General features: G+C 61.8%; 25 protein-coding genes. 14 read left to right on the forward strand and 11 right to left on the reverse strand.

Translation table 11 applies throughout. The features are described 5' to 3' along the window. The first annotated feature begins 131 nt into the window (after positions 1-131). Entirely contained in the window at positions 132-842 is a 711-nt protein-coding gene (locus tag HX875_RS03490) for a FadR/GntR family transcriptional regulator (RefSeq protein ID WP_177041671.1), read from the forward strand. Between the two features lie 6 nt (positions 843-848). Here the strand turns inward: HX875_RS03490 and HX875_RS03495 are convergent, their stop codons facing one another. After that, on the reverse strand, positions 849-1,691 hold the full coding sequence (locus HX875_RS03495; RefSeq protein ID WP_177041673.1) for an alpha/beta fold hydrolase: 843 nt from the start codon (positions 1,689-1,691) through the stop codon (positions 849-851). Positions 1,692-1,977: 286 nt separating this feature from the next. Between HX875_RS03495 and HX875_RS03500 the strand changes: the two genes are divergently transcribed. Next, positions 1,978-2,565, forward strand: a complete 588-nt coding sequence (locus HX875_RS03500) for a LysE family translocator (RefSeq protein ID WP_177041675.1) — start codon at positions 1,978-1,980, stop codon at positions 2,563-2,565. 1 nt (position 2,566) lies between these two features. Here HX875_RS03500 and HX875_RS03505 read toward each other — a convergent pair whose 3' ends face one another. After that, positions 2,567-3,391: an AraC family transcriptional regulator gene (locus HX875_RS03505; RefSeq protein ID WP_177041677.1), complete on the reverse strand. Its 825-nt coding sequence runs from the start codon at positions 3,389-3,391 to the stop codon at positions 2,567-2,569. On the opposite strand from HX875_RS03505, the gene HX875_RS03510 reads away from it, so the two are divergent. Further along, on the forward strand, positions 3,390-3,638 hold the full coding sequence (locus HX875_RS03510) for a hypothetical protein (protein ID WP_177041679.1): 249 nt from the start codon (positions 3,390-3,392) through the stop codon (positions 3,636-3,638). The genes HX875_RS03505 and HX875_RS03510 overlap by 2 nt on opposite strands. 122 nt (positions 3,639-3,760) lie before the next feature. On the opposite strand, the gene HX875_RS03515 is transcribed toward HX875_RS03510, so the two are convergent. Further along, on the reverse strand, positions 3,761-4,681 hold the full coding sequence (locus HX875_RS03515; RefSeq protein ID WP_177041681.1) for a LysR family transcriptional regulator: 921 nt from the start codon (positions 4,679-4,681) through the stop codon (positions 3,761-3,763). 110 nt (positions 4,682-4,791) lie between these two features. On the opposite strand from HX875_RS03515, the gene HX875_RS03520 reads away from it, so the two are divergent. Further along, a complete protein-coding gene (locus HX875_RS03520; RefSeq protein ID WP_177041682.1) occupies positions 4,792-5,637 on the forward strand; it encodes an oxidoreductase in 846 nt (281 codons plus the stop codon). 119 nt (positions 5,638-5,756) lie between these two features. Here the strand turns inward: HX875_RS03520 and HX875_RS03525 are convergent, their stop codons facing one another. From HX875_RS03525 to gloB, 7 genes are all read right to left on the reverse strand, one after another. After that, a complete protein-coding gene (locus HX875_RS03525; RefSeq protein ID WP_177041683.1) occupies positions 5,757-7,370 on the reverse strand; it encodes an ABC transporter ATP-binding protein in 1,614 nt (537 codons plus the stop codon). 1 nt (position 7,371) lies between these two features. Further along, positions 7,372-8,391 (reverse strand): ABC transporter permease, encoded by a 1,020-nt coding sequence (locus HX875_RS03530; RefSeq protein ID WP_177041684.1) that lies wholly within the window; start codon positions 8,389-8,391, stop codon positions 7,372-7,374. A gap of 1 nt (position 8,392) precedes the next feature. After that, entirely contained in the window at positions 8,393-9,466 is a 1,074-nt protein-coding gene (locus tag HX875_RS03535) for a microcin C ABC transporter permease YejB (RefSeq protein ID WP_177041685.1), read from the reverse strand. A gap of 1 nt (position 9,467) precedes the next feature. Next, positions 9,468-11,306, reverse strand: a complete 1,839-nt coding sequence (locus tag HX875_RS03540) for an extracellular solute-binding protein (protein WP_177041686.1) — start codon at positions 11,304-11,306, stop codon at positions 9,468-9,470. Continuing rightward, positions 11,303-13,132: an extracellular solute-binding protein gene (locus HX875_RS03545; protein WP_177041687.1), complete on the reverse strand. Its 1,830-nt coding sequence runs from the start codon at positions 13,130-13,132 to the stop codon at positions 11,303-11,305. Before HX875_RS03545 ends, HX875_RS03540 begins: the two co-directional genes overlap by 4 nt. A 220-nt stretch (positions 13,133-13,352) precedes the next feature. After that, positions 13,353-14,765, reverse strand: a complete 1,413-nt coding sequence (locus HX875_RS03550; protein WP_010171672.1) for a lytic transglycosylase domain-containing protein — start codon at positions 14,763-14,765, stop codon at positions 13,353-13,355. 98 nt (positions 14,766-14,863) lie between these two features. Beyond that, entirely contained in the window at positions 14,864-15,631 is a 768-nt protein-coding gene (gene gloB / locus HX875_RS03555) for a hydroxyacylglutathione hydrolase (RefSeq protein ID WP_177041688.1), read from the reverse strand. Between the two features lie 65 nt (positions 15,632-15,696). Between gloB and HX875_RS03560 the strand changes: the two genes are divergently transcribed. The 3 genes from HX875_RS03560 to dnaQ all read left to right on the forward strand — a co-directional run bounded on the left by HX875_RS03560 (position 15,697) and on the right by dnaQ (position 17,821). After that, on the forward strand, positions 15,697-16,455 hold the full coding sequence (locus HX875_RS03560; protein ID WP_010171669.1) for a class I SAM-dependent methyltransferase: 759 nt from the start codon (positions 15,697-15,699) through the stop codon (positions 16,453-16,455). A 102-nt stretch (positions 16,456-16,557) separates the two neighbouring features. Next, positions 16,558-17,010: a ribonuclease HI gene (gene rnhA / locus HX875_RS03565; protein ID WP_053255695.1), complete on the forward strand. Its 453-nt coding sequence runs from the start codon at positions 16,558-16,560 to the stop codon at positions 17,008-17,010. 70 nt (positions 17,011-17,080) lie between these two features. After that, complete coding sequence (gene dnaQ / locus HX875_RS03570) at positions 17,081-17,821, forward strand: DNA polymerase III subunit epsilon (protein ID WP_169389386.1); 741 nt, start codon at positions 17,081-17,083, stop codon at positions 17,819-17,821. A gap of 3 nt (positions 17,822-17,824) precedes the next feature. On the opposite strand, the gene HX875_RS03575 is transcribed toward dnaQ, so the two are convergent. Then, entirely contained in the window at positions 17,825-18,685 is an 861-nt protein-coding gene (locus HX875_RS03575) for a LysR substrate-binding domain-containing protein (protein WP_371132002.1), read from the reverse strand. A gap of 240 nt (positions 18,686-18,925) precedes the next feature. Here HX875_RS03575 and HX875_RS03580 point away from each other — a divergent pair, with 240 nt between their 5' ends. The 7 genes from HX875_RS03580 to HX875_RS03610 are packed head-to-tail and all read left to right on the forward strand — an operon-like array spanning position 18,926 to position 25,408. Further along, a complete protein-coding gene (locus HX875_RS03580; protein ID WP_177041689.1) occupies positions 18,926-19,762 on the forward strand; it encodes a transporter substrate-binding domain-containing protein in 837 nt (278 codons plus the stop codon). Between the two features lie 2 nt (positions 19,763-19,764). Continuing rightward, positions 19,765-20,571: a transporter substrate-binding domain-containing protein gene (locus HX875_RS03585; RefSeq protein WP_177041691.1), complete on the forward strand. Its 807-nt coding sequence runs from the start codon at positions 19,765-19,767 to the stop codon at positions 20,569-20,571. After that, positions 20,564-21,985 (forward strand): FAD-binding oxidoreductase, encoded by a 1,422-nt coding sequence (locus HX875_RS03590; protein WP_177041693.1) that lies wholly within the window; start codon positions 20,564-20,566, stop codon positions 21,983-21,985. The genes HX875_RS03585 and HX875_RS03590 overlap by 8 nt, the downstream gene beginning before the upstream one ends. Continuing rightward, positions 21,982-23,193: an aminotransferase class I/II-fold pyridoxal phosphate-dependent enzyme gene (locus HX875_RS03595; RefSeq protein WP_177041695.1), complete on the forward strand. Its 1,212-nt coding sequence runs from the start codon at positions 21,982-21,984 to the stop codon at positions 23,191-23,193. The genes HX875_RS03590 and HX875_RS03595 overlap by 4 nt, the downstream gene beginning before the upstream one ends. Beyond that, a complete protein-coding gene (locus HX875_RS03600; protein ID WP_177041697.1) occupies positions 23,190-23,924 on the forward strand; it encodes an amino acid ABC transporter permease in 735 nt (244 codons plus the stop codon). The genes HX875_RS03595 and HX875_RS03600 overlap by 4 nt, the downstream gene beginning before the upstream one ends. After that, positions 23,914-24,597, forward strand: coding sequence for an amino acid ABC transporter permease (locus tag HX875_RS03605; protein ID WP_177041699.1), 684 nt, complete (start codon positions 23,914-23,916; stop codon positions 24,595-24,597). Before HX875_RS03600 ends, HX875_RS03605 begins: the two co-directional genes overlap by 11 nt. Continuing rightward, positions 24,584-25,408 (forward strand): amino acid ABC transporter ATP-binding protein, encoded by an 825-nt coding sequence (locus HX875_RS03610; protein ID WP_177041701.1) that lies wholly within the window; start codon positions 24,584-24,586, stop codon positions 25,406-25,408. The genes HX875_RS03605 and HX875_RS03610 overlap by 14 nt, the downstream gene beginning before the upstream one ends. Positions 25,409-25,416 lie beyond the last annotated feature (8 nt).

Consider the following 25,416-nt stretch of genomic DNA (forward strand, 5'->3'; position numbering starts at 1 on the left):
ATGTTGGAGAATTACGGTGTGGTGGGTTTTTTCGCGAGCAAACTCGCTCCTACAGGTATTTGTTTGTTGTCATACAAGTAGGTGCGCATAAAAATGCTAGTATCGCCAGGCGCCCCTGAACGGAATTCCTGATGCAAACCCCAACCTCGGCACCTCAGCGCAAGCGCTCTCCGGGCCTTGCCCATGACATCGTCACCGCCTTGACCCAGCAGATTCTCCTGGGGCAAATGGCACCGGGCGAGAAGCTGCCGTCCGAGTCGGCCATCGTTGGCGAGTACGGCGTCAGTCGCACGGTGGTACGCGAAGCACTCTCCAAACTGCAGGCTGCCGGGCTGGTGGAAACCCGCCACGGTGTCGGCACCTTCGTATTGGAACGCGATGAGCGCCACGGCCTGCACCTGACCCACGACACCGCCGCCAGCGTGCGCGGTATTCTGGAGTTGCGCATGGGCCTGGAAACCCAGGCGGCCGCGCTGGCGGCCTTGCGTCGTACCGATGAACAACTGCAGCAGATGCGCCAGGCGCTGGATGATTACCAGGACTCACTGGCCAACAACGACAGCGCCGTTGAGCCCGACGTGCGCTTCCATCGGCTGATCGCCCAGGCCACCGGCAATACCTATTTCACCGATGTGATTTATCACCTGGGCAACTCGGTGATCCCGCGCACCCGGATCAACGCCGAAGAGCGCGGCGACGCGGATTTGATGGAGCTGGGGCGGCTGGCGAACCTGGAGCACGAAGCGATCCTGAAAGCCATCCGCCGCCAGGACCCGGACGCGGCCAGAGCCGCCATGCTGCTGCATTTGAGCAACAGCCTGGAGCGGATGACCGGGGAGTAGGCGAGCTTATTTGCTGTCCAGGAAGTCCAGCAATGCGGCGTTGAACAGGGCCGGGTCCTGCAGGAATGCGAAGTGGCTGGTGTTCGGCAGAATCAGCAGGCCCGCACCCGGAATGGTCGAGGCGATGTACTCGGTGTGTTCACGCTTGATCGCCTCATCGTGGTCGCCGTCGACAATCAGGATCGGGGTCTTGATGGCCGCCAGTTGCGCGTCTGTCCAGTTAGGCTGGCTGGCCCACATATGGCTGATCTGCTCGACGAAGGCGTCGTACTCTTTCGGCGTCGGCGAGAGTTTGGCGTACTCTTTGCCGGCGCGTTCGATGAAGGCAGCGAAGGTCGGATTCTTCTCTACGCCATCCTTGACCCCGGACGTCTGGGTGTTGGCGGCAAAGGCAAACACCTTGCCGATTCGGTCCGGGTGGCGCAGGGCAAGATCGATGCCGATGATGGCGCCGTCGCTCCAGCCGACGATATCGGCACGGGGGATTTTCAGGCTGTCGAGCACAGCGACCACATCATCGGCCATCAGGTCGTAACCGTAGGGTTTTTCGTCCCGGGAGCTGCGCCCGTGGCCACGACTGTCGAGGCTGATGACCGTGTGTTTGGCGGCCAGCGCCTTGACCTGGTTGCCCCAGTAGTCGGAATTGGACAGGCCGCCGTGCAGCAGGATTACCGGCGAGCCATGCCCGGTTTTGGTGTAGTAGACCTTGATGCCGTTGACGGCTGCATAGCCGGTTTCGGCACCCGCAATCGGTGCCGGGGTCGGCGGAAGGGCCTCCCACCGTTCTGCGGCATTAACCGCAGAGAAAGACAGCAAAAGGCAGGCGGTTGCCAATAAGCGAAGTGACATGGCGATTCCTTTTTCAGTGTGCAGCGAGAAGTCATCCCGACGGATGTGGGCTCGACTCTAGCACCCTGCGAGCTGTCGAAAACACGCATTTTTTCCTATCAAAATCCGCCGTTGAAAAGAAAAAAATAGCGTTATATCAATGGAATAAAATCGTCTTTTGCATTAGCGGAGCAAAGGTTTCAACTGGTGGTTTTGCGTCGTTTCTCTCCAGGGGCATTTTCTTCAATACCTGGATTCGTCCGCCCCTTAAGGTTCAGCTCATATCGCACAACAAAAAGGAACTGCAATGAGCTTGATCATTTCCATGGCCGCCTTCGCCCTGGCCACGTCCATCACCCCGGGACCGGTGAATGTGGTGGCCATCAGTTCAGGAGCGCGCTTCGGGTTTGCCGCCAGCCAAAAGCATGTGGCCGGTGCCGCGCTGGGATTTACCTTGCTGCTGGTATTGATTGGCCTGGGGCTGCATGAGGTGCTGGTGCGCTGGCCGCTGCTGACCCAATTGATTCAATGGGGCGGGGTGGCGTTCCTGTTGTACATGGCCTGGAAACTGGCGGTGGATGATGGGCGCCTGGAGGCAGACGGCACGGCCACGGCGCCATCGATGCTCTATGGGGCGATCATGCAGTGGCTCAATCCCAAGGCGTGGCTGGCGTGTGTGGCGGGGATGGGCTTGTTCGTGGCCGACGGCGATGCGCAACAGGTCTGGCTGTTTGCGACGATCTACCTGGTGATCTGCTACCTGTCGGTGGCGTGCTGGGCTTACGCCGGGACGTTCCTGCGACGCTACCTGAGCAACCCTCGGGGCATGCGCCTGTTCAATCGCTCGATGGCGGGGTTGCTGGTGGCCAGCGTGGGGTATCTGTTACTGGCCTGACTCAGCCGCGATATTGCCCCGGCGTTGCTGCGAGGTGCTGCTTGAACGTGCGCTGGAAGTGCGCCTGATCGGCAAACCCGGCGGCCAGTGCCACGTCGGCGATCAGCCCGCCATTGCGCAACTGGGTGCGCGCAAACTGGATGCGCCGGTTGACCAGGAACGCATGGGGCGTCATGCCGTAATACTGTTTGAACGCGCGGATCAGGTACGACGGTGACAACTCGGCCGCCTGGCAAATGTCCTCAAGCTTCAAGGCCTCGGTGCAATGCTCGCGTATGTAGTCGGCGGCCCGTTCCAGCTTGTGATTGACCTCGCGCACCGGTGTTGCCGACGGGTTGAGGCGTTGTTGCACTTCAGTGAAAAAACTCACCACCGCGCTCTGCTTGTGCAGGTGTTCGGCCTGCTCGTCCAGCAGCACTTCATACAGCTCGATCAGGCCGTCATACAGCACGACGTCACGGGTATGGGTGGCGGTAAAGGCGCGAAAGCCTTCGTCGGTGCTGAAGCCGAGCTGGTGCTGCAGGTCCGTCAGCCAGGCCGTGTCGATGTACAGCATGTGATACGACCAGGGCTGGTCGCAAATCGGATTGCAGGCGTGGACATCGCCAGGGTTCATCAGCACCACGGTGCCGGCGCTGATCTGGAAGGTGGACGCCCCGTGGATATACAGGCTCTGCCCGGCGGTGATCGCGCCGATCGAGAAATGCTCGTGGGAGTGGCGGGTGTAGCAGACCTTGCGCCCGTCGGCGATGGTGCGCGCCTCGATAAACGGCAACTGCTCGTCGCGCCAGAAGGCGGGGGCCGTGCTGTAGGGATTCAGGGACATGATCCACCGTTTACCGGGTAAGGCGCAGGGCGCGGTATCGCCGATGATTGCACAGAACGCCCCCGCGATCAGTCATTTGATCGGGGGAAGCGTCAAAAGCCAGCGTAAAGGTCTTCGAGGCGCCGTTGCCGCGTGTCCGGGTGTGCAGGGCACCGTGGCGCAGGGTCACACTGCTCGGTTCCAGGTTGTGGCTCGCCGCCCATTCAACGAAGGCAAGGCGATGCAGGGCCTTGCAGTAATTTTGTGACCACTGGCCCAGCATCGTGTAACAGGGAACCTGAATAGTGGGCGTGTCGGCGGATGTTGCCGTGTGTTGTGCGACAAGTGTCGACAAACCGGCGATCCGTACCTTCCTGAGGGCGTGTAGCGTCAATCAGCGGCCCGCGTAGGCGCCCCGGCCACCCAGGCGGTAGCCAGGTCGATAAACGCGCGCAGTTTCGGCTGGCTCTGGGTTCGGGCGGGAAAATACAGGTACAGCCCGCTGCTGGGCGGCACGAAGGATTGCAGCACTTGCACCAGTGCGCCTGAGGCCAGGTCCTCCATCACTTCAAAATCACTCACATAGGCCAGGCCTTGGCCGGCCCGCGCCGCGCTGATCATCAGGTTGCGGTCATTGACGATCAGCCCGCCCTGGACGCCGACCGTGAACTCCCGGCCCGCGCGTTCGAATTCCCAGCGGTGCGCCACGCCCGAGGTCAGGAAGCGATAGCCGATGGTTTGATGGGCGGTCAGTTCTTCCGGCGTTTGCGGCTGGCCAGCCTTGGCGAAGTAGCCGGGCGAGCCCACTACCGACCAGTTCAAGTCCGGTGTGAGGCGCACGGCCACCATGTCTTTGTCGATGGATTCTCCAAGCCGAATCCCGGCATCGAAGCCTTCGGTCACCAGGTCCACAGTGGCATCGTCGAGGGAAATATCCAGCACCACCTCTGGAAACGCCTCGCGAAAGCGTGGGATCAACGGCTCGATCAGCAACTTGCCCGACAGGCGCGGCACGGTCAGGCGCAGGGTGCCCATGGGCCGGTCGCGGTAGCCACTGAGGGCCGCGAGGGCTTCGTCGATTTCCCCGGCGGCGGGGCGCAAACGGCTATACAGCGTCATGCCGGCCTCGGTCAGCGCCACTCGCCGTGTGGTGCGCTGGAACAACACCACGCCCGTGCGCTTCTCCAGGGTTTTCACCGCGTGGCTGACGGCCGTCGGCGTGACGCCAAGGCGTGCGGCGGCCTGGGTGAAACTCTTCAGTTCGGCCACGGCGAGAAATTCGGTCAGGCCATTGAACGGATCAGGGTTCATCGGTGTTCCATTATGAAATTCAGTTTCATAGTGCTTGTAGCACGAGCGGGTTTTTCAGGCTAATGCGGCGGCGTACCTTTACCTCACTTTCACTCCAACAGGTACGGATCATGACAACGGCACATTCCTTCAAGCGTGTTTGGCTGGTAACCGGGGCTTCCCGGGGTATCGGCGCGAAAATCGTCGCGGCGGCGCTGGCCCATGGCGATGCGGTAGTGGCCACGGCCCGCAATGCTCAAACGGTCGTTGAGCGATTTGGCGAGCAGCCCGGCCTGCTGGCGGTGCAACTGGATGTGACCAACGAATCCCAGGCCGCTGACGTGGCCCGCGCCGCAGTCGAACACTTCGGGCGTATCGATGTGCTGGTCAATAACGCCGGTTTTGGCGTGTTGGGCGCGGTCGAGGAAGCGTCTGCCGACGAGGTTCGGCGCTTGTATGAAACCAACGTCTTTGGCCTGCTCAACGTCACGCGGGGTGTATTGCCGTTCATGCGCCAGGCGCGCAGCGGGCATGTGATCAATATCTCGTCGGTGGGCGGCTTCCGCTCCGGTGCGGGATTTGGCGCCTATTGCTCGACCAAGTTTGCCGTCGAGGGCTTGAGTGAGGCGCTGCACGCAGAACTTGCACCCTTGGGCGTCAAGGTCACCGTGGTGGAGCCGGGCTACTTCCGTACCGACTTCCTGGACAGCAACTCCCTGGTGGAGTCGCCGCGGGTCATTGACGATTACGCGGCCACCTCCGGCGAGGTGCGCAAGCTGGCCAAGGTCTACAACCAGCAGCAACCGGGTAACCCGGAGCTACTGGCAGTGGCCATGATCAAGCTGGTAGAAGCGCCGAATCCGCCGATGCGCCTGGCACTGGGCACCGACACTTTGCAGGCGATTGAAGCCAAGCTGGCTTACGTCAAGGAAGAGACCGACGCCTGGCGCGAGTTGTCGGCCTCAACCGATTTCTGACACCCAATGGCGTAGCAGCTGTCGAGCGCCAGCGAGGCTGCGTCAGGCGCACCTCGTTGCAATGCCTGGCTCGATCACAGCGGTGCGGCCAACGCAGCCTCGCTGGCGCTCGACAGCTGCTACGGTGAATCGGCTGAAGGCACCAGGAACGCCGCCTCCAGCAATTGCCGCGTGTAGGCATGCTGGGGGTTGGCGAAGATCGCCGGGGCATCGCCCTGTTCCACCACCTGCCCATGCTTGACCACCATCAACTGGTGACTCAAGGCCTTGACCACTGCCAGGTCATGGCTGATGAACAGGTAGGTCAGGTTGTATTTGGCCTGCAGGTTACGCAGCAATTCCACCACCTGGCGCTGCACCGTGCGGTCGAGGGCCGAGGTGGGTTCATCCAGCAAAATCAGGCGCGGCTTGAGCACCAGGGCTCGAGCAATGGCGATACGCTGGCGCTGGCCGCCGGAGAATTCGTGGGGGTAGCGGTTGCGGCTTTCCGGGTCCAGCCCCACTTCCTTGAGCGCGGCAATGATCGCCGCTTCCTGTTCGGCCGCAGTGCCCATCTTGTGGATGCGCAGGCCTTCGCCGACGATTTCGCTCACGCACATGCGCGGGCTCAGGCTGCCGAACGGGTCCTGGAACACCACCTGCATTTCCCGGCGCAGCGGGCGCACCTGTTGCTGGCTCAGTTTGTCCATCTGGTGGCCTTCGAAGCGGATGCCGCCTTTGCTGGCGATCAGTCGCAAAATCGCCAGGCCCAGGGTGGATTTGCCCGAGCCGCTTTCGCCGACGATGCCCAGGGTCTGACCCTGTGGAAGGCTGAAGTTGATGCCGTCCACTGCCTTGACGTAGTCGACGGTATTGCGCAGGAAGCCTTTCTTGATCGGAAACCAGACGCGCAGGTCCTCGACTTCCAGCAATGGCGGGCCGATTTCATTGGTGGCCGGGCCGCCGCTGGGTTCGGCTGCCAGCAGCTCCTGGGTGTAAGGGTGCTGCGGTGACTGGAACAGGGTTTCGCATTCTGCCTGCTCGACGATGCAGCCTTGTTGCATCACGCATACCCGGTGGGCGATGCGCCGCACCAGGTTCAAGTCGTGGCTGATCAACAGTAAAGCCATACCCAGGCGCGCCTGCAGTTCCTTGAGCAGCTCCAGGATCTTTAACTGTACGGTGACGTCGAGTGCCGTGGTCGGCTCGTCAGCAATCAACAGCTCCGGCTCGTTGGCCAGAGCCATGGCGATCATCACCCGCTGGCGCTGGCCGCCGGAGAGTTCGTGGGGCAGGGCCTTGAGGCGCTTGTGGGGTTCGGGGATGCCTACCAGCTCCAGCAATTCCAGGGTGCGCTGGGTGGCGACCTTGCCGGTCAATCCCTTGTGCAGGCCGAGCACTTCGTTGATCTGCTTCTCGATGGAGTGCAGCGGGTTCAACGAGGTCATTGGCTCCTGGAAAATCATCGCAATGCGGTTGCCGCGAATATGCCGGATGGTTTTTTCTTTCAGGGTCAGCAAGTCGTGGTTGGCGTACTGGATCGTCCCGGACGGGTGACGCGCCAGCGGGTAGGGCAGCAGGCGCAGAATCGAGTGCGCCGTCACCGATTTGCCCGAGCCGCTTTCGCCCACCAGCGCGAGGGTTTCGCCGCGCTTGATATCGAAGCTGACGTTGTTCACCACTCGCTGGTGGCTGTTGCCTACGACGAACTCGACGGAGAGGTCGCGGACTTCGATCAGATTGTCCTGATTCATCTCATTTCCTCGGGTCGAAGGCATCGCGAGCGGACTCGCCGATAAACACCAGCAAACTCAACATGATCGCCAGCACGGCAAAGGCACTCATGCCCAGCCACGGCGCTTGCAGGTTGGATTTGCCCTGGGCCACCAGTTCACCCAGGGATGGCGAGCCGGCGGGCAGGCCAAAGCCCAGGAAGTCCAGGGCGGTGAGGGTGCCGATGGCACCGGTCAGGATGAACGGCATGAAGGTCATGGTGGAGACCATGGCGTTGGGCAGGATATGACGGAACATGATCGCGCCGTTCTGCATCCCCAGCGCCCGGGCCGCCCTCACGTATTCCAGGTTGCGCCCGCGCAGGAACTCGGCGCGCACCACATCCACCAGGCTCATCCAGGAAAACAGCAGCATGATCCCCAGCAACCACCAGAAATTGGGCTGCACGAAACTGGCGAGGATGATCAGCAGGTACAGCACCGGCAAACCGGACCAGATTTCCAGGAACCGCTGGCCGGCCAGGTCGACCCAGCCGCCGTAGAAGCCCTGCAGGGCGCCGGCGATCACGCCGATGATCGAGCTGAGTACGGTGAGCGTCAGGGCAAACAGCACGGAAACCCTGAAGCCGTAGATCACCCGCGCCAGCACGTCGCGGCCCTGGTCATCGGTGCCCAGCAGGTTGTCCCGCGACGGCGGTGCCGGTGCCGGAACCTTCAGGTCGTAGTTGATGCTCTGGTAGCTGAACGGGATCGGCGCCCACAATGTCCAGGCATCCTTGGCCTTGAGCAGCTCCTGGATATACGGACTCTTGTAGTTGGCCTCCAGCGGGAATTCGCCGCCGAAGGTGGTCTCGGGGTAGCGCTTGAGGGCCGGGAAATACCAGTCGCCGTCGTAGTGCACCGCCAGCGGCTTGTCGTTGGCGATCAACTCGGCGCCCAGGCTCAGGCCGAACAGGATCAGGAACAGCCACAGCGACCACCAGCCACGCTTGTTGGCCTTGAAGCGCTCGAACCGGCGACGATTGAGGGGGGATAGATTCATCTCAATGCTCCCGGCTGGCGAAGTCGATACGCGGATCGACCAGGGTGTAGGTGAGGTCGCCGATCAGCTTCACCACCAGCCCCAGCAGGGTGAAGATAAACAGCGTGCCGAACACCACCGGGTAGTCGCGGTTGATCGCCGCTTCAAAGCTCATCAGGCCCAGGCCGTCGAGGGAGAAGATCACTTCCACCAGCAACGAGCCGGTAAAGAAGATGCCGATAAAGGCCGATGGGAAACCGGCAATCACCAGCAGCATCGCGTTGCGAAACACATGGCCGTACAGCACGCGGTGGTTGGTCAGGCCCTTGGCCTTGGCGGTAACCACGTATTGCTTGTTGATCTCGTCGAGGAAGCTGTTTTTAGTGAGCAGGGTCATGGTCGCGAAGTTGCCGATCACCAATGCCGTCACCGGCAATGCCAGGTGCCAGAAGTAATCGAGGATCTTGCCGCTCCAGCTCAGCTCGTCAAAGTTGTTGGAGGTGAGCCCCCGTAGCGGAAACCAGTCCAGATAACTGCCGCCGGCAAACACCACGATCAACAGGATCGCAAACAGGAACGCCGGGATCGCGTAGCCGACGATGATTGCCGAGCTGGTCCACACGTCGAAGTGGCTGCCGTGGCGCGTGGCCTTGGCGATCCCCAACGGGATCGACACCAGGTACATGATCAGGGTGCTCCATAACCCGAGGGAGATGGACACCGGCATCTTTTCCTTGATCAGGTCGATGACCTTGGCGTCGCGGAAGAAGCTGTCGCCAAAATCCAGCCGGGCGTAGTTCTTGACCATGATCCACAAGCGTTCCGGCGCCGACTTGTCAAAGCCGTACATTTTCTCGATTTCCTTCACCAGCGCCGGGTCCAGGCCCTGGGCGCCGCGGTAGCTGGAACCGGCCACCGAGACTTCGGCACCGCCCCCGGCGATCCGGCTGGTGGCGCCTTCAAAACCTTCCAGCTTGGCGATCATCTGCTCCACCGGGCCACCGGGGGCGGCCTGGATGATCACAAAGTTGATCAGCAAGATGCCGAACAGGGTCGGAATGATCAGCAGCAGTCGGCGAACAATATAGGCCAGCATCTCAGTCGCCCCCGCTCGCCGGATCGGCGCTCTGGTTGGTGTCCACGGTTATCGCCGGCTTGGCGTCGGGTTTGCTCCACCAGGTGGCGGTGCCCACGTCATACCGTGGCGAGACCTTCGGATGGCCGAGGTGGTCCCAATACGCCACGCGGAAGGTCTTGATGTGCCAGTTGGGGATCACGTAGTAGCCGAACTGCAGCACGCGGTCCAGGGCCTTGGCGTGGGCCACCAGGCTCTTGCGCGAATCGGAGTCGATGAGTTCTTCCACCAGTTGGTCGATGGCCGGATCCTTCAGGCCGATGTAGTTGCGGCTGCCAGGCTTGTCGGCGCTGGATGACTTCCAGTACTCACGCTGCTCGTTACCCGGCGAGGAGGACTGCGGGAAGCTGCCCACCACCATGTCGAAATCCCGGGAGCGGATGCGGTTGATGTACTGCGAGATGTCGACCCGGCGAATCACCAGGTCGATCCCCAGGTCCGCCAGGTTGCGCTTGAACGGCAGCAGGATGCGTTCGAACTCGGTCTGGGCCAGCAGGAACTCGATGGTCACCGGCTTGCCGGTGGTGTCGACCATCTTGTCGTCGACAATCTTCCAGCCGGCCTCTTGCAGCAACTGATAGGCCTCGCGCTGCTGGGTGCGGATCATGCCGCTGGCGTCGGTCTTCGAGGGCTCGAAGGCTTCGGTAAAGACCTGGGGCGCGATCTTGTCTCGCAGCGGCTCAAGAATCGCCAGCTCGGCCGGGCCGGGCAGGCCGGTGGCGGCCATCTCGGAGTTTTCGAAATAGCTGCGGCTGCGGGTGTAGGCGCCGTTGAACAGTTGCTTGTTGCTCCATTCGAAGTCCAGCAGCAGGCTGATGGCTTTGCGCACCCGAACGTCCTGGAACATCGGTTTACGGATGTTGAACACGAAACCCTGCATGCCAGTAGGGTTGCCGTTGGGAATTTCTTCCTTGATCAGGCGGCCCTGGGCAACGGCGGGGGTGTTGTAGGCATTGGCCCAGTTCTTCGCGCTGATTTCCAGCCAGTAATCGAACTGCCCGGCCTTGAGCGCCTCCAGGGCCACGGTGTTGTCGCGGTAGTAATCGGTGACCCGGTAATCGAAGTTGTAGAAGCCCTTGTTGATCGGCAGGTCCTTGGCCCAGTAGTCCTTGACCCGCTCATAGCGGATCGAACGCCCGGCCTTGACCTCGGTCACCTTGTACGGGCCGCTGCCTAACGGGATTTCCAGGTTGCCCTTGGAAAAGTCGCGAGTCTCCCAGTAATGCTTGGGCAATACCGTCAGTTGCCCGAGGATCAGCGGCAGTTCGCGGTTGTTGGTGCGCTTGAACTTGAACAGCACCCGCAGCGGGTCTTCTGCGACCACTTCATCGACGTCGGCGTAGTAGGTTTTGTAGATCGGCGAGCCGTCCTTCATCAGCGTCTGGAAGCTGAACACCACGTCTTCGGCGCGGATCGGGTGGCCGTCGTGGAAGCGCGCTTCGGGGCGGATGTAGAAGCGCACCCAACTGTTGTCCGGGGCCTTTTCGATCTTGCCGGCCACCAGGCCGTATTCGGTGATGGGTTCGTCCAGGCTTTGCTGGGCGAGGGTGTCGTAGATCAGGCCGATATTGTCCGCCGGCACGCCCTTGCTGATAAACGGGTTGAGGCTGTCGAAGCCGCCCATGCTGGACTCGCGAAAGGTGCCGCCCTTGGGGGCGTCGGGGTTGACGTAGTCGACGTGCTTGAAATCGGCGGGGTACTTGGGTGGTTCGTTGTAGAGGGTCAGGGCATGTTGCGGGGCCGCATTGGCCGCAGCGCAGAACATCAGGCTGCCAAGGATCGCAGTACGCAAAGGTATCATTGGGCTTTCTCCGAAGCTTTCAGCCACCATGCGCTCAGGCCCAGGCTGTAGGGCGGCGTGGTGACGAAGGCGAACCGGTTGCGGTACGCCAGGCGATGATAGTTGAGGTACCAGTTGGGAATACTGTAGTGCTGCCACAGCAGGACGCGGTCGAGCGCCCGGCCGGCGGCCAATTGTTGTTCACGGGTTTGCGCCGCCAATAGCTGGTCCAGCAGGTGGTCGACCACCGGGTTGGCGATGCCTGCGTAATTCTTGCTGCCCTTGATCCCCGCCTGGCTGGAGTGGAAGTACTGCCACTGCTCAAGGCCGGGGCTGAGGGTTTGGTTGAGGGTCATCAGAATCATGTCGAAGTCGAATTGATCGAGGCGTTGTTTGTACTGTGCGCGGTCTACCGTGCGCAAGCGGGCGTCGACGCCGATACTTGTCAGATTCTCGACATAGGGCTGCAGGATGCGCTCCAGGTTCGGGTTCACCAGCAGGATTTCCAGCCTTAGTGGCTGCCCGTCACTGTTAAGCAAGCGCTGCCCGGACAGCTTCCAGCCGGCCTCGGCCAACAGTGCGAGGGCGCGACGCATGGTGTCCCGGGGAATGCCCCTGCCGTCGGTCTGGGGCAGGCTGAACGGCTGGGTAAACAGGTTGGCCGGCAACTGGTCGCGATAGGGCGACAGCATCAGCCACTCATGGCCGGTGGGCACGCCGGTGGCGGAGAATTCGCTGTTGGGGTAGTAGCTGAGGGTGCGTTTATAGGCACCGCTGAACAGGGTGCGGTTGGTCCACTCGAAATCGAACATCAACCCCAGGGCTTCGCGGACCCTGGCCTGGCTGAAGGCCGGGCGCCGGCTGTTCATGAACAGGCCCTGGCTTTGGGTCGGGATCTGGTGGGCGATCTGCGCCTTGATCACTTCGCCACGGTTGACCGCCGGGAAGTTGTAGCCATTGGCCCAGTTCTTCGCCTGGTGTTCGATATAGATATCGAACTCGCCGGCCTTGAATGCTTCGAAAGCCACGTCGCTGTCGCGGTAGAACTCCACCTCGACCTTGTCGTAGTTATAGAAACCACGGTTGACCGCCAGGTCCTTGCCCCAGTAATCCTTGACCCGTTCGAACACCAGCTGGCGTCCCGGCGAGACCTTTGTGATGCGGTAAGGCCCACTGCCCAGCGGCGGCTCGAAGGTGGTGGCCTTGAAATCACGGTTTTTCCAGTAGTGCTGGGGCAATACCGGCAGCTCGCCAAGGCGCAGGATCAGCAGCGGATTGCCGGCGCGCTTGAACACAAAACGAATGCGATGACGGTTAAGAATATCGACCCGGGCCACTTCCTGCAGGTTGGTGCGGTACTGCGGGTGGCCTTCGGTGAGCAGCGTGCGATAGGAAAACGCCACGTCGTAGGCGGTAATCGGCTTGCCATCATGGAAGCGTGCTTCGGGGCGCAGGTTGAACACCACCCAGCTGCGGTCCTCGCTGTATTCCACCGATTGGGCAATCAGGCCGTAGCTGGACGTCGGTTCATCGCCGGAAGGGGCGTACTGGCCGGTGCCCACCATCAACGGCTCATTGAGCTCATTGACCCCGTATTGCAGGAAGTTGGCGGTGGAAACCGGGCTGGAACCCTTGAAGGTATAAGGGTTGAGGGTGTCGAACGTGCCAAATGCCATGACCCGCAGTGTGCCGCCTTTTGGCGCTGCGGGGTTTACCCAGTCGAAGTGGGTGAATCTGGCTGGATACTTGAGCAGGCCGAACTGCGCATAACCGTGGCTCTCGGTAATGGTCGCGTTCGCGGAAAAGCTCAAGGCCAGACTTATTAGTAGAAGGAGGGGACGCTTCAAGTCAGAGATCCGATCCAGGCGGCTTGGGCTTTATAACCCGTACAGTAACAGCTTGTTCCGATTGGAAAAAGGCTGGCGCCGTGGGATGGGCTGAGGATCGATTAAACCTGTAGGAGCGAGCTTGCTCGCGAAGGACGCCAACGATAACGCTGGCATTCTGAATTAACGCGGTGCCCTTGCGTTTTTCGCGAGCAAGCTCGCTCCTACAGGGTTTGCGGTGTTATCTAGGCCCGGAAACCACCAGCATCTGCCCCGGCTTCAGCGCCTGGCCAGTGCGTGGGTTCCAGCGCTTGAGATGTTGCATCTCGACGTTGAAGCGCTTGGCGACGATGTACAGCGAATCGCCTTTCTTGACCTTGTATTGCACCGGCTTCTTGCTGTCAGCCTTGGCCACCAGCTTGCGGGTGTCCTGCATCACCAGGGTCTGGCCGACCTTGAGCGCCTGGCCATTGAGCTTGTTCCAGCGCTGCAAGTCATGCACGTCGACCTTGTTGGCCTTGGCGATGAGGGTCAGGTTGTCACCGCTGCGCACCTTGTAGTTGCGGGTGCGACCGGCAATGGCCTTGTGCTCAACATCGTCGAAAACCGGCTTTTTCGGGCGCATGCTCAGCAATTCTTCCGGCTTCATCGCCGAAAGGCTGCTGGCCAGCAACTGCGCCTTGGAGGTGGGCACCAGTAAATGCTGCGGGCCGTCCAGGGTGGTGCGCTGCTTCAAGGCCGGGTTGAGCTGGAACAGTTCGTCTTCGTCAATCTCGGCGAGCGCGGCGACCCGTGACAGGTCCATGCTCGTTTTGATTTCTACCACTTCAAAGTACGGCGTGTTGGCAATCGGGTTCAGGTTGACACCGTATGCCTCGGGGGCCAGCACCACCTGCGACAGCGCCAGGAACTTGGGCACGTAGTCCTTGGTTTCCTGGGGCAGTGGCAGGTTCCAGTAGTCCGTCGGCAAGCCGAGCTTTTCGTTACGCTCAATGGCCCGGCTGACCGTGCCTTCACCGGCGTTGTAAGCCGCCAGTGCCAGCAACCAGTCGCCGTTGAACATGTCATGCAGGCGTGTCAGATAGTCCAGGGCCGCGGTGGTGGAGGCGGTGATGTCACGGCGGCCGTCGTAGGCGCGGGTCTGGCGCAGATTGAAGTAGCGCCCGGTGGCGGGAACAAACTGCCACAGGCCGACCGCATCGCTGCGGGAATAGGCCATTGGGTTGTAGGCGCTTTCAATCACTGGCAGCAGCGCCAGCTCCAGAGGCATGTTGCGTTCTTCAAGGCGTTCGACGATGTAATGAATGTAGAGGCTGCCGCGTTCGCCGGCGTTCTCAAGAAAGGAAGGGTTACTGGCAAACCACAATCGTTGCTGTTCAATGCGCGGGTTGACGCCTAACCCGTCCTGCAATTGAAAGCCCCGGCGCATGCGTTCCCAGACATCCTGGGGCACTTCCGGGCTTGGCTTCTCTGATAGCCAAAGGGGTTTTTGCTTGATCTTGGCGGTAAGGTTTGGCTTGGGTTGCACGGTGGATTGTGCGGCAAAATTGGTCGATTGGCAGCCCGCCAGAGTAGCGGACACAGCCACCGCCACGGCTTGAGCCAGGCGGGTCAATGCGTCTGAATGGTTGGTTTTACGAATAGATGACGACATTGGCTGGAAGTAAGTTCCGGGCAAAAATGTCGGGCGATTCTAGAAAGCGCTTGGGTCGCGGTCAACCATTCAGAAATTACGTACTAAATTCCGCGCCCTTAGAACGTATCTTTCCAAGACCTCAAGCTAGCAAACACCTCGCTCCCGGCCCGGTTATCCCGGCCATTCCGTTCGTCCGCTTTTTCTTTAACGGATGTTTCAGAGGTCCGTAAAAAAGGGTTAGTGAGTTTTTCCAGCGCCAGGGTCGAGGGCAGCGTGATCTCGCCATTGGCCCGCAGTTGCCGCACGTTCTCCACTCGTTCGGCGATATCCGCGTTGTGCGGTTCCACGGCCTGGGCGAATTTCAGGTTGCTTTGTGTGTATTCATGGGTGCAGTACACCAGCGTGTTCGCCGGCAATGCTGCCAGGCGTTCCAGGGAGGTGTGCATTTGTTGTGGAGTGCCTTCGAACAGGCGACCACAACCGGCGGCGAACAGGGTGTCGCCACAAAACAGCACGCCCTGGTGATAAAAGGCGATATGGCCGAGGGTGTGACCGGGGACGGCAAACACCTCGAAGTCCCAGCCCAGCACGGTGATGCGGTCGTTATCCTGGAGCGCGACATCCCGCGCCGGGATCTTTTCATTCGCCGGGCCGTAGACCGTGGCGCCGGAAACACTTTTAAGTTGCTCGACGCCGCCGACATGATCATGGTGATGGTGAGTCACCAGGATGTCGCTGAGGGTCCAGTCGGGGTGCTGCTGGAGCCAGGCCAGCACGGGCGCGGCGTCACCGGGGTCGACCACGGCACAGCGCTTGTTCGGCTGATCCTGTAACAACCAGATGTAGTTATCGGTGAAGGCGGGCAGGGCACTGATCTGTATCATTCTTTGATTCGCCAAGCTGAACACATTGGTGCATCTTAGAACTTCTTGGCGAGTTGGAGAATGCAATGACTGATAAAGCGTTCGCCCAGGCCGATCCCGAGTGGCTGGCACTGATCGGTGCCGCCCGTGAATGGCTGTCCGGGCCTATCGGGCAATTTTTGCTGGATGAAGAGCGGCGCATGCTCGAAGACGAGCTGGGTCGGTTCTTTGGTGGTTACCTGGTGCATTACGGCCCGTCGGCGCAAACCCCGCCGTCGGCGCCCCAGGTGCAACGCAATGTGCGCCTGGGGGCGCCGTTGCCGGGGGTTGAAATCGTCTGCGAGGAACAGGCCTGGCCGTTGAGCGAGCATGCCGCCGACGTGGTGGTGTTGCAGCATGGCCTGGATTTCTGCCTGTCGCCCCATGGTTTGCTGCGTGAAGCGGCCAGCAGCGTGCGCCCTGGTGGCCATTTGCTGATCATCGGCATCAACCCCTGGAGCAGTTGGGGCTTGCGCCATGTGTTCGCCCATGACGGGTTGCGCCAGGCGCGCTGCATCTCGCCGTCGCGGGTGGGCGACTGGTTGAACCTGCTGGGCTTTGCGCTGGAGAAACGCCGCTTCGGGTGCTATCGTCCGCCGCTTGCGTCTGCCAAGTGGCAGGGGCGATTGGCCGGTTGGGAGCGCAGGGCTGGTGCCTGGCAATTGTCCGGCGGTGGCTTCTACCTGTTGGTGGCGCGCAAGATCGTTGTTGGCCTGCGCCCGGTGCGCCAGGTACGCCGCGAACCGATGGGCAAGCTGGTGCCGATGCCGATGGCCAAGGTCAATCGCAAGCAGAGCGAGCAGTAAACAACCCTTTTTTGATTTCAGGTCGAGCTTCTCGACCTCGGGCCTTTGTCGGTCGATTATCGGCAACCCGCTTTGATGGATCCCGCTTTAATGGACAGTGAAATGACCGATACCGTAGAACTCTTCACCGATGGCGCCTGCAAGGGCAACCCCGGTCCCGGCGGATGGGGCGCGTTGCTGGTATGCAAGGGCGTGGAGAAGGAGCTGTGGGGCGGCGAAGCCAATACCACCAACAACCGTATGGAACTGATGGGCGCGATCCGCGGCCTTGAAGAGCTCAAGCGCCGTTGCGATGTGTTGCTGGTGACCGACTCCCAGTACGTGATGAAGGGCATCAACGAGTGGATGGTCAACTGGAAGAAGCGTGGCTGGAAGACCGCCGCCAAGGAGCCTGTGAAAAACGCCGACCTGTGGCAATTGCTCGATGAACAATGCAACCGCCACAACATCACCTGGAAATGGGTGCGCGGCCACATCGGCCATCCCGGCAACGAGCGGGCCGATCAGTTGGCCAATCGTGGCGTGGATGACGTGCGCGGCTACAAGCAGAGCTGATGCCGGTTGACGTGTTAAGATCCCGCCCCTTGAAATGTCCCAAACCGTTGAGAGCTGAACCCTGATGGCCATCCGATCTGTTGTACTCGATACCGAAACCACCGGCATGCCGGTGACCGACGGCCACCGGATCATCGAAATCGGCTGTGTCGAACTGATGGGCCGTCGCCTCACCGGCCGGCACTTCCACGTTTACCTGCAACCGGATCGGGAAAGTGACGAAGGCGCCATCGGCGTCCACGGCATCACCAACGAATTCCTGGTGGGCAAGCCGCGGTTCGCCGAAGTGGCCGATGAGTTCTTCGAGTTCATCAACGGCGCACAGCTGATCATCCATAACGCGGCGTTCGACGTTGGCTTCATCAACAACGAATTCGCGCTGATGGGTCAGACCGACCGGGCTGACATTACCCAGCACTGCTCGATCCTCGACACCCTGATGATGGCCCGTGAGCGTCACCCGGGCCAGCGCAACAGCCTCGATGCCTTGTGCAAACGCTATGGCGTCGACAACTCCGGCCGTGAACTCCACGGCGCCTTGCTCGACTCCGAGATTCTCGCCGATGTCTACCTGACCATGACCGGCGGCCAGACCAGCCTGTCCCTGGCCGGTAACGCCTCGGACGGCAACGGTTCGGCAGAAGGCTCGGGCAATCGCCCTTCGGAAATCCGTCGCTTGCCAGCGGATCGCCAGCCCACCACGATCATTCGCGCCAGCGAACAGGACATGGCCGAGCACGCGGCGCGCCTGGAGGCGATCGCCAAATCCGCTGGCGCACCGGCGCTGTGGACCCAATTGACCCAGCAATAATCGTCACCCCAGCGCCAGCCCCTGGCTGGCCCTGATCAAGTCATACGCCTTGCGTGCAATCGGGTTCGCCGTGTTCGGGCGGATCCACAGGTAGTACGTCACCTCCGGCATCCTCGGCAGCCCATCGTTCTCCCCCAATACCCGCATGTCCGGCCCGAGCATTTCCATGCTCCGTGGGGTCACGCCCAACCCTGCGCGCGTCGCCGCCTTGATCCCGATCAGGTTCGACGCCAGGTACGCCTGGCGCCAAGGGATGTTTGCGCGTTCCAGTGCCTCCAGGGCATAGCGCCGATAAATGCTCGGCTCATCCACCAGAATCAACGGCAACGGCTCGCTCGGCGAATGAATGTACTGCGCCGAACAGATCCACCACACCGGCGAAGTACGCAACGCAAAGCCTTCCAGGTTGGCATCGGCGCGGGTGGAAATCACCATGTCGACCTTGCCGCGGTGCAAGTCATCCATCAGGAACGGGCTGCGGCCCACATCGATTTCCAGGCGCAGGCGCGGCGCCGAGCGGGCGATATGGCTGAGGATCGGCGGCAGGATGGTGTCGGCGATGTCGTGGGGCGAACCGATGCGCAGCACGCCGCTGAGGCTGCTTTCCCGCAGGGAATTAAGCGCATCGTCGTTCAGTGACAGCATCTGCCGCGCATGCCGTAACAACTGCAAGCCGGGTTCCGTCAGCTGTTTTTGCCGGCCGCGTTTCTCAAACAGGCTGACCCCCACTTGCTGTTCCAGGCGCTGCATATGCTGGGTGACGGAGGATTGGGTGCGGGCCAGGTGGGTGCCGGCTTCGGCAAAGCTGTGGTGGTCGACCACGGCGATAAAGGTGCGGAGCAGTTCAAGATCGAGGGTCGACATGGCCATTCCAGGGCGTTTTTTATATCAAGGGTGCGAAGATAAACATTACAGATGTTTATGTGTTGTCGCGTCGAGTTTTTACGATGGCTAATGATTTCGAGTATATGGCCAAAAATCAGCGCGTCCATATACGGGAAGTTATAACGATATTAGATATTTGAATTTCCGTTACCCCGGCACTCTCCCTAGCATGCCCCCACATCAGGTCGGGGTACGCCGATCGCTAATGAGGGGAGTTCCATGGGTTTTGTGCGCGCGGCGGTAAAACGAAGGTTGCCTGTGGTCCTGGGCGCATTGATTGCCCTGGGCGGCAGCGCGGTGGCTCAGGCCGATGCGACCCTGGACAAGATCCAGCAGCGCCATGTGCTGGTGGTCGGCGTGCTGTTGTCCGGCGGGCCGTTTGGCGGCATCGACCCCACCACCCAGAAGCCCAAGGGCTTGAACGTCGACCTGGCCAACGAACTGGGCCGCCAGTTGGGCGCCGAAGTGCAACTGGTGCCGGTATTGCCAGCCAACCGCGTGCAGTTCCTGCAACAGGGCAAGGTCGACCTGCTGATCGCCAACATGGAATGGACCGCCGAGCGCGGCGAAATCCTTGGCTTCGTACCGACGCCGTTCTACAAGATCGGCGGCACCGCTGCGGTGCTCAAGGACAGCAAGATCACCCGCTGGGCAGACCTCAAGGACCAGCCGGTATGCACCTCCCAGGGCAGCAGCTACGTCAAGCCGCTGACCGAACTCGGCGCACAGATCAAAGCCTTCAAAAGCTCCTCCGAATCCCTGCTGGCCCTGCGCGGCAACAACTGCGTCGCGGCGGTGCATGACTCGACGCTGGTCAACCCGCTGATCAACGACAGCGCCGAATGGAAGGATTACCGCGCCCTCAGCCCCGAGCTGAATCCGGCGCCGTCGGTGATCTGGACCCGCCGTGGCGAGAGCGACACCCAGGCCAGACTGGACCCGATCATCAAGGAACTGCACCGCAGCGGCTGGCTGATCGATGCCCAGACCCGCAATCACATCACCCCGGCATCCCCGGCCTTGGTGGAATTGCAGAAACAGCTCAAGGGCGCCTGAGCATGAATTTCAGATCCCTGACCGCCCTCGGCCTGGTTTTGTGTGCCAGCCTGGCCCACGCCGATGCCACCCTCGACAAGATCCAGCAACGCCACGCCATCAGCGTCGGCGTGATTCTCAGCGGCCCGCCGTTTGGCACCATCGACCCCAAGACCGGCGAACACCTGGGCTACAACGTCGAATTGGCCAAGGGCCTCGGCCAGGCGCTGGGCGTGGAGACCAAGACCGTCTCGGTACTCGCCCCCAACCGCGTGCAGTTCCTGCAGCAAGGCAAGGTCGATGTGCTGATTGCCAACATGCAGTACACCGACGAGCGCGCCGAGATTCTCGACTACGTGCCCACGCCTTATGAAGAAGTCGGCGGTGCGGCGTTGATCCGCAAAGGCGCCGGCATCACCCAGTGGGCCGACCTCAAGGACAAGCCGGTGTGTGTGTCCCAGGGCAGCAACTTCATCAAGCCATTGCAGGAAACCTACGGCGCCCAGATCAAGGCGTTCCGCAGCCAGTCCGAATCCCTGCTGTCGTTGCGTGGCAATGGCTGTGTGGCGGCGGTGCACGTCAGCCCGACCATGCACGCACTGCTGGGCGATGCCGAATGGTCCGGCTACGAGATCCCGTTGCCGGGGGATTTGATCCCTTCCAAATCGGTGATCTGGATCCGCAAGGGCGAGCACGACACCCAGGCCAGGCTCGACGCCATCGTGCGCGACTGGCATCGCAGCGGCTGGCTGATCGCCCTCGGCGAGCGCACCGGCATGCCACCGTCCCAGGCCCTGCGGGATTTGCATGAGCAGTACAGCCATGAGTGAACCGCTATTCGCCACCCTGCAACAGTTGCTCGGCGCCGCCCATGTGCAGCGCAGTGAAGACGCCGCCCAGTACCTCACCGACAAACAAGGCCGCTACACCGGCCAGGTGATCGCGGTGGTACACCCGGCCAACACCGAAGAAGTCGCCGCCGTGGTGCGTGCCTGTGTGGCTCTGGAAGCGCCCATTGTCGTCCAGGGCGGCAACACCGGCCTGATGGCAGGCGCTACGCCGGACGCCAGCGGCCGCGCGGTATTGCTGTTGCTCGACCGCATGAACCGGGTGCGCGTGATCGACACCGACAACGACACCCTGACCGTCGAAGCCGGCTGCATCCTGCAAAACATCCAGGACGTGGCCCGTGAAGCCGGTCGCCTGTTTCCGCTGAGCCTGGGCGCCGAAGGCAGTTGCACCATTGGCGGCAACCTCGGCACCAATGCCGGCGGCACCGCCGTGCTGCGGTATGGCAACACCCGCGAGCTGACCCTGGGCCTGGAAGTGGTGACGGCCGAAGGCGAAATCTGGAATGGACTGCGGGGTTTGCGCAAGGACAACACCGGCTACGACCTGCGGGATTTGTACGTCGGCAGCGAAGGCACCCTCGGCATTATCACCGCCGCCACCCTGAAGTTGTTCCCGCTGCCCAAGGCCCAGGCCACCGCGTTGCTGGCCTTTGATGAGTTGGCCCAGGCGGTGGCGTTCCTGTCCCACGCCCGCGCCGGTTTTGGCGCCAATCTCACCGCATTCGAACTGCTCAGCGCCGATTGCCTGGCGTTGTTGCGCGAGCAGTTTCCCGAAGGCCCGCAACCATTCCTGAAAGCCAGTCAGCCATGGTTCGCCTTGCTGGAACTGTCGGATAACCACGGCGAAACCCACGCCCGCGAAGCCTTCGAAACGGTCCTGGGTGAAGCCTTCGAGCAGTCACTGCTGGCTGACGCCCTGATCGCCGAAAGCCTGGCGCAGAGCGAAGCGCTGTGGCTGCTGCGCGAAAACATGAGCGAGGCGCAGAAGCGCGCCGGGCGCAACATGAAGCACGACATCTCGGTGCCCATCTCGCAAATCGTCGCCTTCGTGGCCCATACCGATGCGCTGTTGCAGGTGCATTTTCCCGGCGTGCGCAACTTCACGTTCGGGCACCTGGGGGACGGCAACCTGCATTACAACGTGGCCCATCCGCTGGGTTCAACGGTGGATGAACACATGGCCAACTACGCCGACCTGAGCCTGCTGGTGCACGACAGCGCCCATGCCCACGGCGGCTCCATCAGTGCCGAGCACGGGATTGGCCAGCGCAAGGTCGGCATGCTTAGCCGCTACAAAAGCCCGGTGGAGCTGGACCTGATGCGCCGCATCAAACGCGCCCTCGACCCGAAAAACCTGCTCAACCCCGGCAAAGTCCTGGAGGTGCAGCCATGACCGTTCGCTTGTCCAAGCGCGTGCAGCGCGTGTCGCTGTCGGCCAATGCAGCGGCCAAATCCCGCGCCACGGAACTGCGTGACGCCGGCCGCGACATTCTGGACCTGACCACCGGCGAGCCGGATTTCGATACCCCGGAGCACATCAAGCAAGCGGCCTATGCCGCCATTGCAGCAGGCGCCACCAAGTACACGCCGACATCTGGCGTAAAGGCTCTGCGGGTTGCCGTGCAGCGAAAACTGGCCGAAGAAAACCACCTGGACTATGCGCTGCCGAACATCGTGATTGCCAACGGCGCGAAACAGATCATCTTCAACGCTTTTGCCGCCACCCTCGACGACGGTGATCAAGTACTGGTGCCGACGCCGTATTGGCCGTCATTCCCCGACAGCGTGCGCTTCAACGGTGGCGAGCCGGTATTTATCGAGTGCGGGCTGGAGCAGGGTTGCAAGCTGCTGCCGGCGCAACTGGAGCAGCACATCAACGAGCGCACCCGCTGGCTGATCCTCAATGGCCCGGGCAACCCGAGCGGCGCGGTGTATAGCGAGTCTGAACTGCACGCGCTGGCCGAGGTGCTGCGCCTTCATCCCCAGGTGCTGGTGCTGCTGGATGAACTCTACGAGCACATCCGCTTCGACGGTCGCCCGGCCCAGAGCCTGCTGAACGTCGCGCCGGATTTGCAGGACCGTTGCCTGTTGGTGGGCGGCGTGTCCAAGACCTATGCCATGACAGGCTGGCGCATCGGTTTCGGCGCCGGGCCGCAGACCCTGACCAACGCGATGGCGGTGGTGCAATCCCAATCCACCTCCGGTGCGTCTTCCGTCGGGCAGGCCGCCGCGTTGGCCGCCTTCACCGGCGGGCTGGGCTTTCTGGCCGAGCAGGTAGCGGCCTATCAACTGCGCCGCGACTTGCTGATGATGGCCCTCGGCACCGTCGACGGCCTGGAAGTGCTTGAGCCTCAAGGCGGGTTCTTTGTGTTTGTGCGCTGCGCCGGTTTGCTCGGCCGCTATCGCCCGGACGGTCAGCAGTTGAAGGATGACGGCGATGTCGTCGCTTACCTGTTGGAGGAGGGCGTCGCCGGTGTGGCGGGCAGTGCCTATGGCCTGTCGCCGTGGTTTCGCCTGTCCATCGCCACGGCGACCGACAGCGTGGCCGAGGCGGGGCGCCGTATTGCTGTTGCCTGCGGCAAGTTGCGGGGCGACGAATGAGTCATTGGCTGGAGATTTTTGTGCACTGGGCGGCCGGTATCGGCCTCAACTACAACTTCCTGCTGGATGCCTATCAGCGCGGCACCCTGGAGCAGGGCGCGCTGACCACCGTGCTGTTGTGCCTGTTCACCATCGTCGGCAGCCTGCTGGCCGGGATCAGCCTGGCGGCGTTGCTGACCTCGGGCAACCCGTGGCTGGCCCGGCCTGCGCGGGTGTTTATCGAAGTCACCCGCAATACCCCGACCCTGGTGCAGTTGTACTGCGCGTTCCTGGTGTTGAACATGCTGCTGACCCAGGCCGTCGGCGCAGCCAACCCGCTGACGCCGTTTGCCTGGGTGGTGATCGTGATCTCCCTGCACAAGGGCGCGTTCCACGCCGAAGCCCTGCGCGCCGGCATCGAGGCAGTGCCGGCCGTGACCCTGGAAGCCGCCAGTTCCCTGGCCTTCAGCAGCCGGCAATTGCTGTGGAATGTGCAGTTGCCACTGGCCCTGCGTTTCGCACTGCCGTCGCTGATCAACAACCTGATCGACCTGGTGAAAATGACTGCCGTGGCCTCGGCCATTGCCGTGGGCGATATCACCTACGCGTCGATCATGATCTGGACCCAGAGCGACAACGTGCTGGAGCTGATGATTTTGATCCTGAGCTTTTTCGGCTTGCTGAGCTTTACCGTCAACTGTGTGGGGCGCTGGCTGGAAGCGCGCCTGAGGATGCCCGGCTATGGCCATTGATTCATTCCCGGTGCTGTCGGCGTTGCTGCAATGGTCGCCGGCGCTGGTCAGCGGTTTTGGCCAGAACATCCTGATCAGCGTGGTGGCGATTGCCATTGGTTCGGTGCTCGGCCTGTTGATCGGAGCGTTGGCCCTGTCACCCGCAGGCATTGTCGCGCGAGTGTGGGTGCAGGTATTTCGCAACGCGCCGTGGCTGGTGCTGATCTATCTCACCACCTACGTGTTCCCGTTCGAGATCCACATCGGCAGCAGCTACGTGTCGTTCCCGGACTGGGTCAAGGTGACCATCGGCCTGGCGTTGCCCGCCAGTGCCAACGTGGCGGAGATCTTTCGCGGCGCCATCGGTTCGATCCCCAGCACCCAGTGGGAAGCCGCGCGTTCACTGGCGTTCACCCGTGGCCAGATCTTCCGTTCGATCATCCTGCCCCAGTGCTTCAAGCGCATGTTGCCGCCATGGATGAACCTTTACGCGGTGGTCACTATGGGCACCGCCCTGGCGTCGCTGGTGGGTGTGCATGACGTTATCGACACCGCACAGATCGCCAGCAACACCGTGAACATGACCGGCTTCACCGTGGTGATCTACCTCAGCCTGCTGGTGCTGTTCTTCGCCTATTGCTACCCGATTTCCCGTTTGACCCAACGCCTGGAGCGCCGTTATGCCTTCTATTGAACCCCTGGTCAGCCTGCGGGACTTGCAGCTGTCGTTCGGTGACAACCGGGTGCTCAAGGGCATCGACCTCGACGTGCACCGCGGCCAGGCGGTGTCGATCATCGGCCCGTCGGGCTCGGGCAAGTCGACCATCCTGCGCTGCATCACCGGCCTGTTGCAGCCCCAGCGCGGCACCATCCGCGTGGGTGAAACCCGGGTCGATACCCTGACCCAGGAAGCCCAGCGCATCGAGCTGCGCAAGCGCGTCGGGTTTGTGTTCCAGCAATACAACCTGTTCCCGCATTTGTCGGTGCTGGAAAACCTGGTGATCGCCCCGCGCAAGGTGCTCGGCCGCAACCGCAGTGATGCCGAGAAAGATGCGCGGGCGCTGCTGGCCAAGGTGCGCATGGAGCACAAGGCCGATGCCTATCCCGGCCAACTCTCCGGCGGGCAGCAGCAGCGGGTGGCGATTGCCCGGGCGTTGGCCATGCGCCCGGAACTGATCCTGTTCGATGAAGTGACCTCGGCCCTGGACCCGGAAACCGTCGGAGAAGTGCTGACGGTGATCCGCGAGCTGACCGAAGAGGGCATGACCTGCGTGCTGGTGACCCACGAAATGCGCTTCGCCGAAGAGATCAGCGACATCGTCTACTTCACTGAAAACGGCGTGATCGTCGAACACGGCAGCGCCGAGCAGATCTTCCAGCGCCCCACCAGTGAACGCACCCAGGAGTTCCTGCGCCATGCCTTGGGCGATCCGGGCCGCCGTCCGCCGATCGCCAATGATCCGTACCTGTTGACCAACCTGAGCCGCTACACCCTGTCTGTCTAACAAGAGGA

This window comes from Pseudomonas yamanorum (genome assembly GCF_013386765.1).
Lineage (GTDB): Bacteria > Pseudomonadota > Gammaproteobacteria > Pseudomonadales > Pseudomonadaceae > Aquipseudomonas > Aquipseudomonas yamanorum_A.

Bases quoted from the DNA above. Each gene is read 5' to 3' on its own strand.
- HX875_RS03585 (WP_177041691.1), top strand. From the start codon at position 19,765: ATGAATTTCAGATCCCTGACCGCCCTCGGCCTGGTTTTGTGTGCCAGC.
- HX875_RS03575 (WP_371132002.1), bottom strand. From the start codon at position 18,685: ATGTCGACCCTCGATCTTGAACTGCTCCGCACCTTTATCGCCGTGGTC.
- HX875_RS03525 (WP_177041683.1), bottom strand. From the start codon at position 7,370: ATGAATCAGGACAATCTGATCGAAGTCCGCGACCTCTCCGTCGAGTTC.
- HX875_RS03495 (WP_177041673.1), bottom strand. From the start codon at position 1,691: ATGTCACTTCGCTTATTGGCAACCGCCTGCCTTTTGCTGTCTTTCTCT.
- HX875_RS03610 (WP_177041701.1), top strand. From the start codon at position 24,584: ATGCCTTCTATTGAACCCCTGGTCAGCCTGCGGGACTTGCAGCTGTCG.
- HX875_RS03510 (WP_177041679.1), top strand. From the start codon at position 3,390: ATGATCCACCGTTTACCGGGTAAGGCGCAGGGCGCGGTATCGCCGATG.
- HX875_RS03605 (WP_177041699.1), top strand. From the start codon at position 23,914: ATGGCCATTGATTCATTCCCGGTGCTGTCGGCGTTGCTGCAATGGTCG.
- HX875_RS03540 (WP_177041686.1), bottom strand. From the start codon at position 11,306: ATGATACCTTTGCGTACTGCGATCCTTGGCAGCCTGATGTTCTGCGCT.
- rnhA (WP_053255695.1), top strand. From the start codon at position 16,558: ATGACCGATACCGTAGAACTCTTCACCGATGGCGCCTGCAAGGGCAAC.
- HX875_RS03535 (WP_177041685.1), bottom strand. From the start codon at position 9,466: ATGCTGGCCTATATTGTTCGCCGACTGCTGCTGATCATTCCGACCCTG.
- HX875_RS03490 (WP_177041671.1), top strand. From the start codon at position 132: ATGCAAACCCCAACCTCGGCACCTCAGCGCAAGCGCTCTCCGGGCCTT.
- HX875_RS03560 (WP_010171669.1), top strand. From the start codon at position 15,697: ATGACTGATAAAGCGTTCGCCCAGGCCGATCCCGAGTGGCTGGCACTG.
- HX875_RS03550 (WP_010171672.1), bottom strand. From the start codon at position 14,765: ATGTCGTCATCTATTCGTAAAACCAACCATTCAGACGCATTGACCCGC.
- HX875_RS03505 (WP_177041677.1), bottom strand. From the start codon at position 3,391: ATGTCCCTGAATCCCTACAGCACGGCCCCCGCCTTCTGGCGCGACGAG.
- HX875_RS03580 (WP_177041689.1), top strand. From the start codon at position 18,926: ATGGGTTTTGTGCGCGCGGCGGTAAAACGAAGGTTGCCTGTGGTCCTG.
- HX875_RS03595 (WP_177041695.1), top strand. From the start codon at position 21,982: ATGACCGTTCGCTTGTCCAAGCGCGTGCAGCGCGTGTCGCTGTCGGCC.
- HX875_RS03520 (WP_177041682.1), top strand. From the start codon at position 4,792: ATGACAACGGCACATTCCTTCAAGCGTGTTTGGCTGGTAACCGGGGCT.
- HX875_RS03500 (WP_177041675.1), top strand. From the start codon at position 1,978: ATGAGCTTGATCATTTCCATGGCCGCCTTCGCCCTGGCCACGTCCATC.
- HX875_RS03590 (WP_177041693.1), top strand. From the start codon at position 20,564: ATGAGTGAACCGCTATTCGCCACCCTGCAACAGTTGCTCGGCGCCGCC.
- HX875_RS03515 (WP_177041681.1), bottom strand. From the start codon at position 4,681: ATGAACCCTGATCCGTTCAATGGCCTGACCGAATTTCTCGCCGTGGCC.
- HX875_RS03530 (WP_177041684.1), bottom strand. From the start codon at position 8,391: ATGAATCTATCCCCCCTCAATCGTCGCCGGTTCGAGCGCTTCAAGGCC.
- gloB (WP_177041688.1), bottom strand. From the start codon at position 15,631: ATGATACAGATCAGTGCCCTGCCCGCCTTCACCGATAACTACATCTGG.
- HX875_RS03600 (WP_177041697.1), top strand. From the start codon at position 23,190: ATGAGTCATTGGCTGGAGATTTTTGTGCACTGGGCGGCCGGTATCGGC.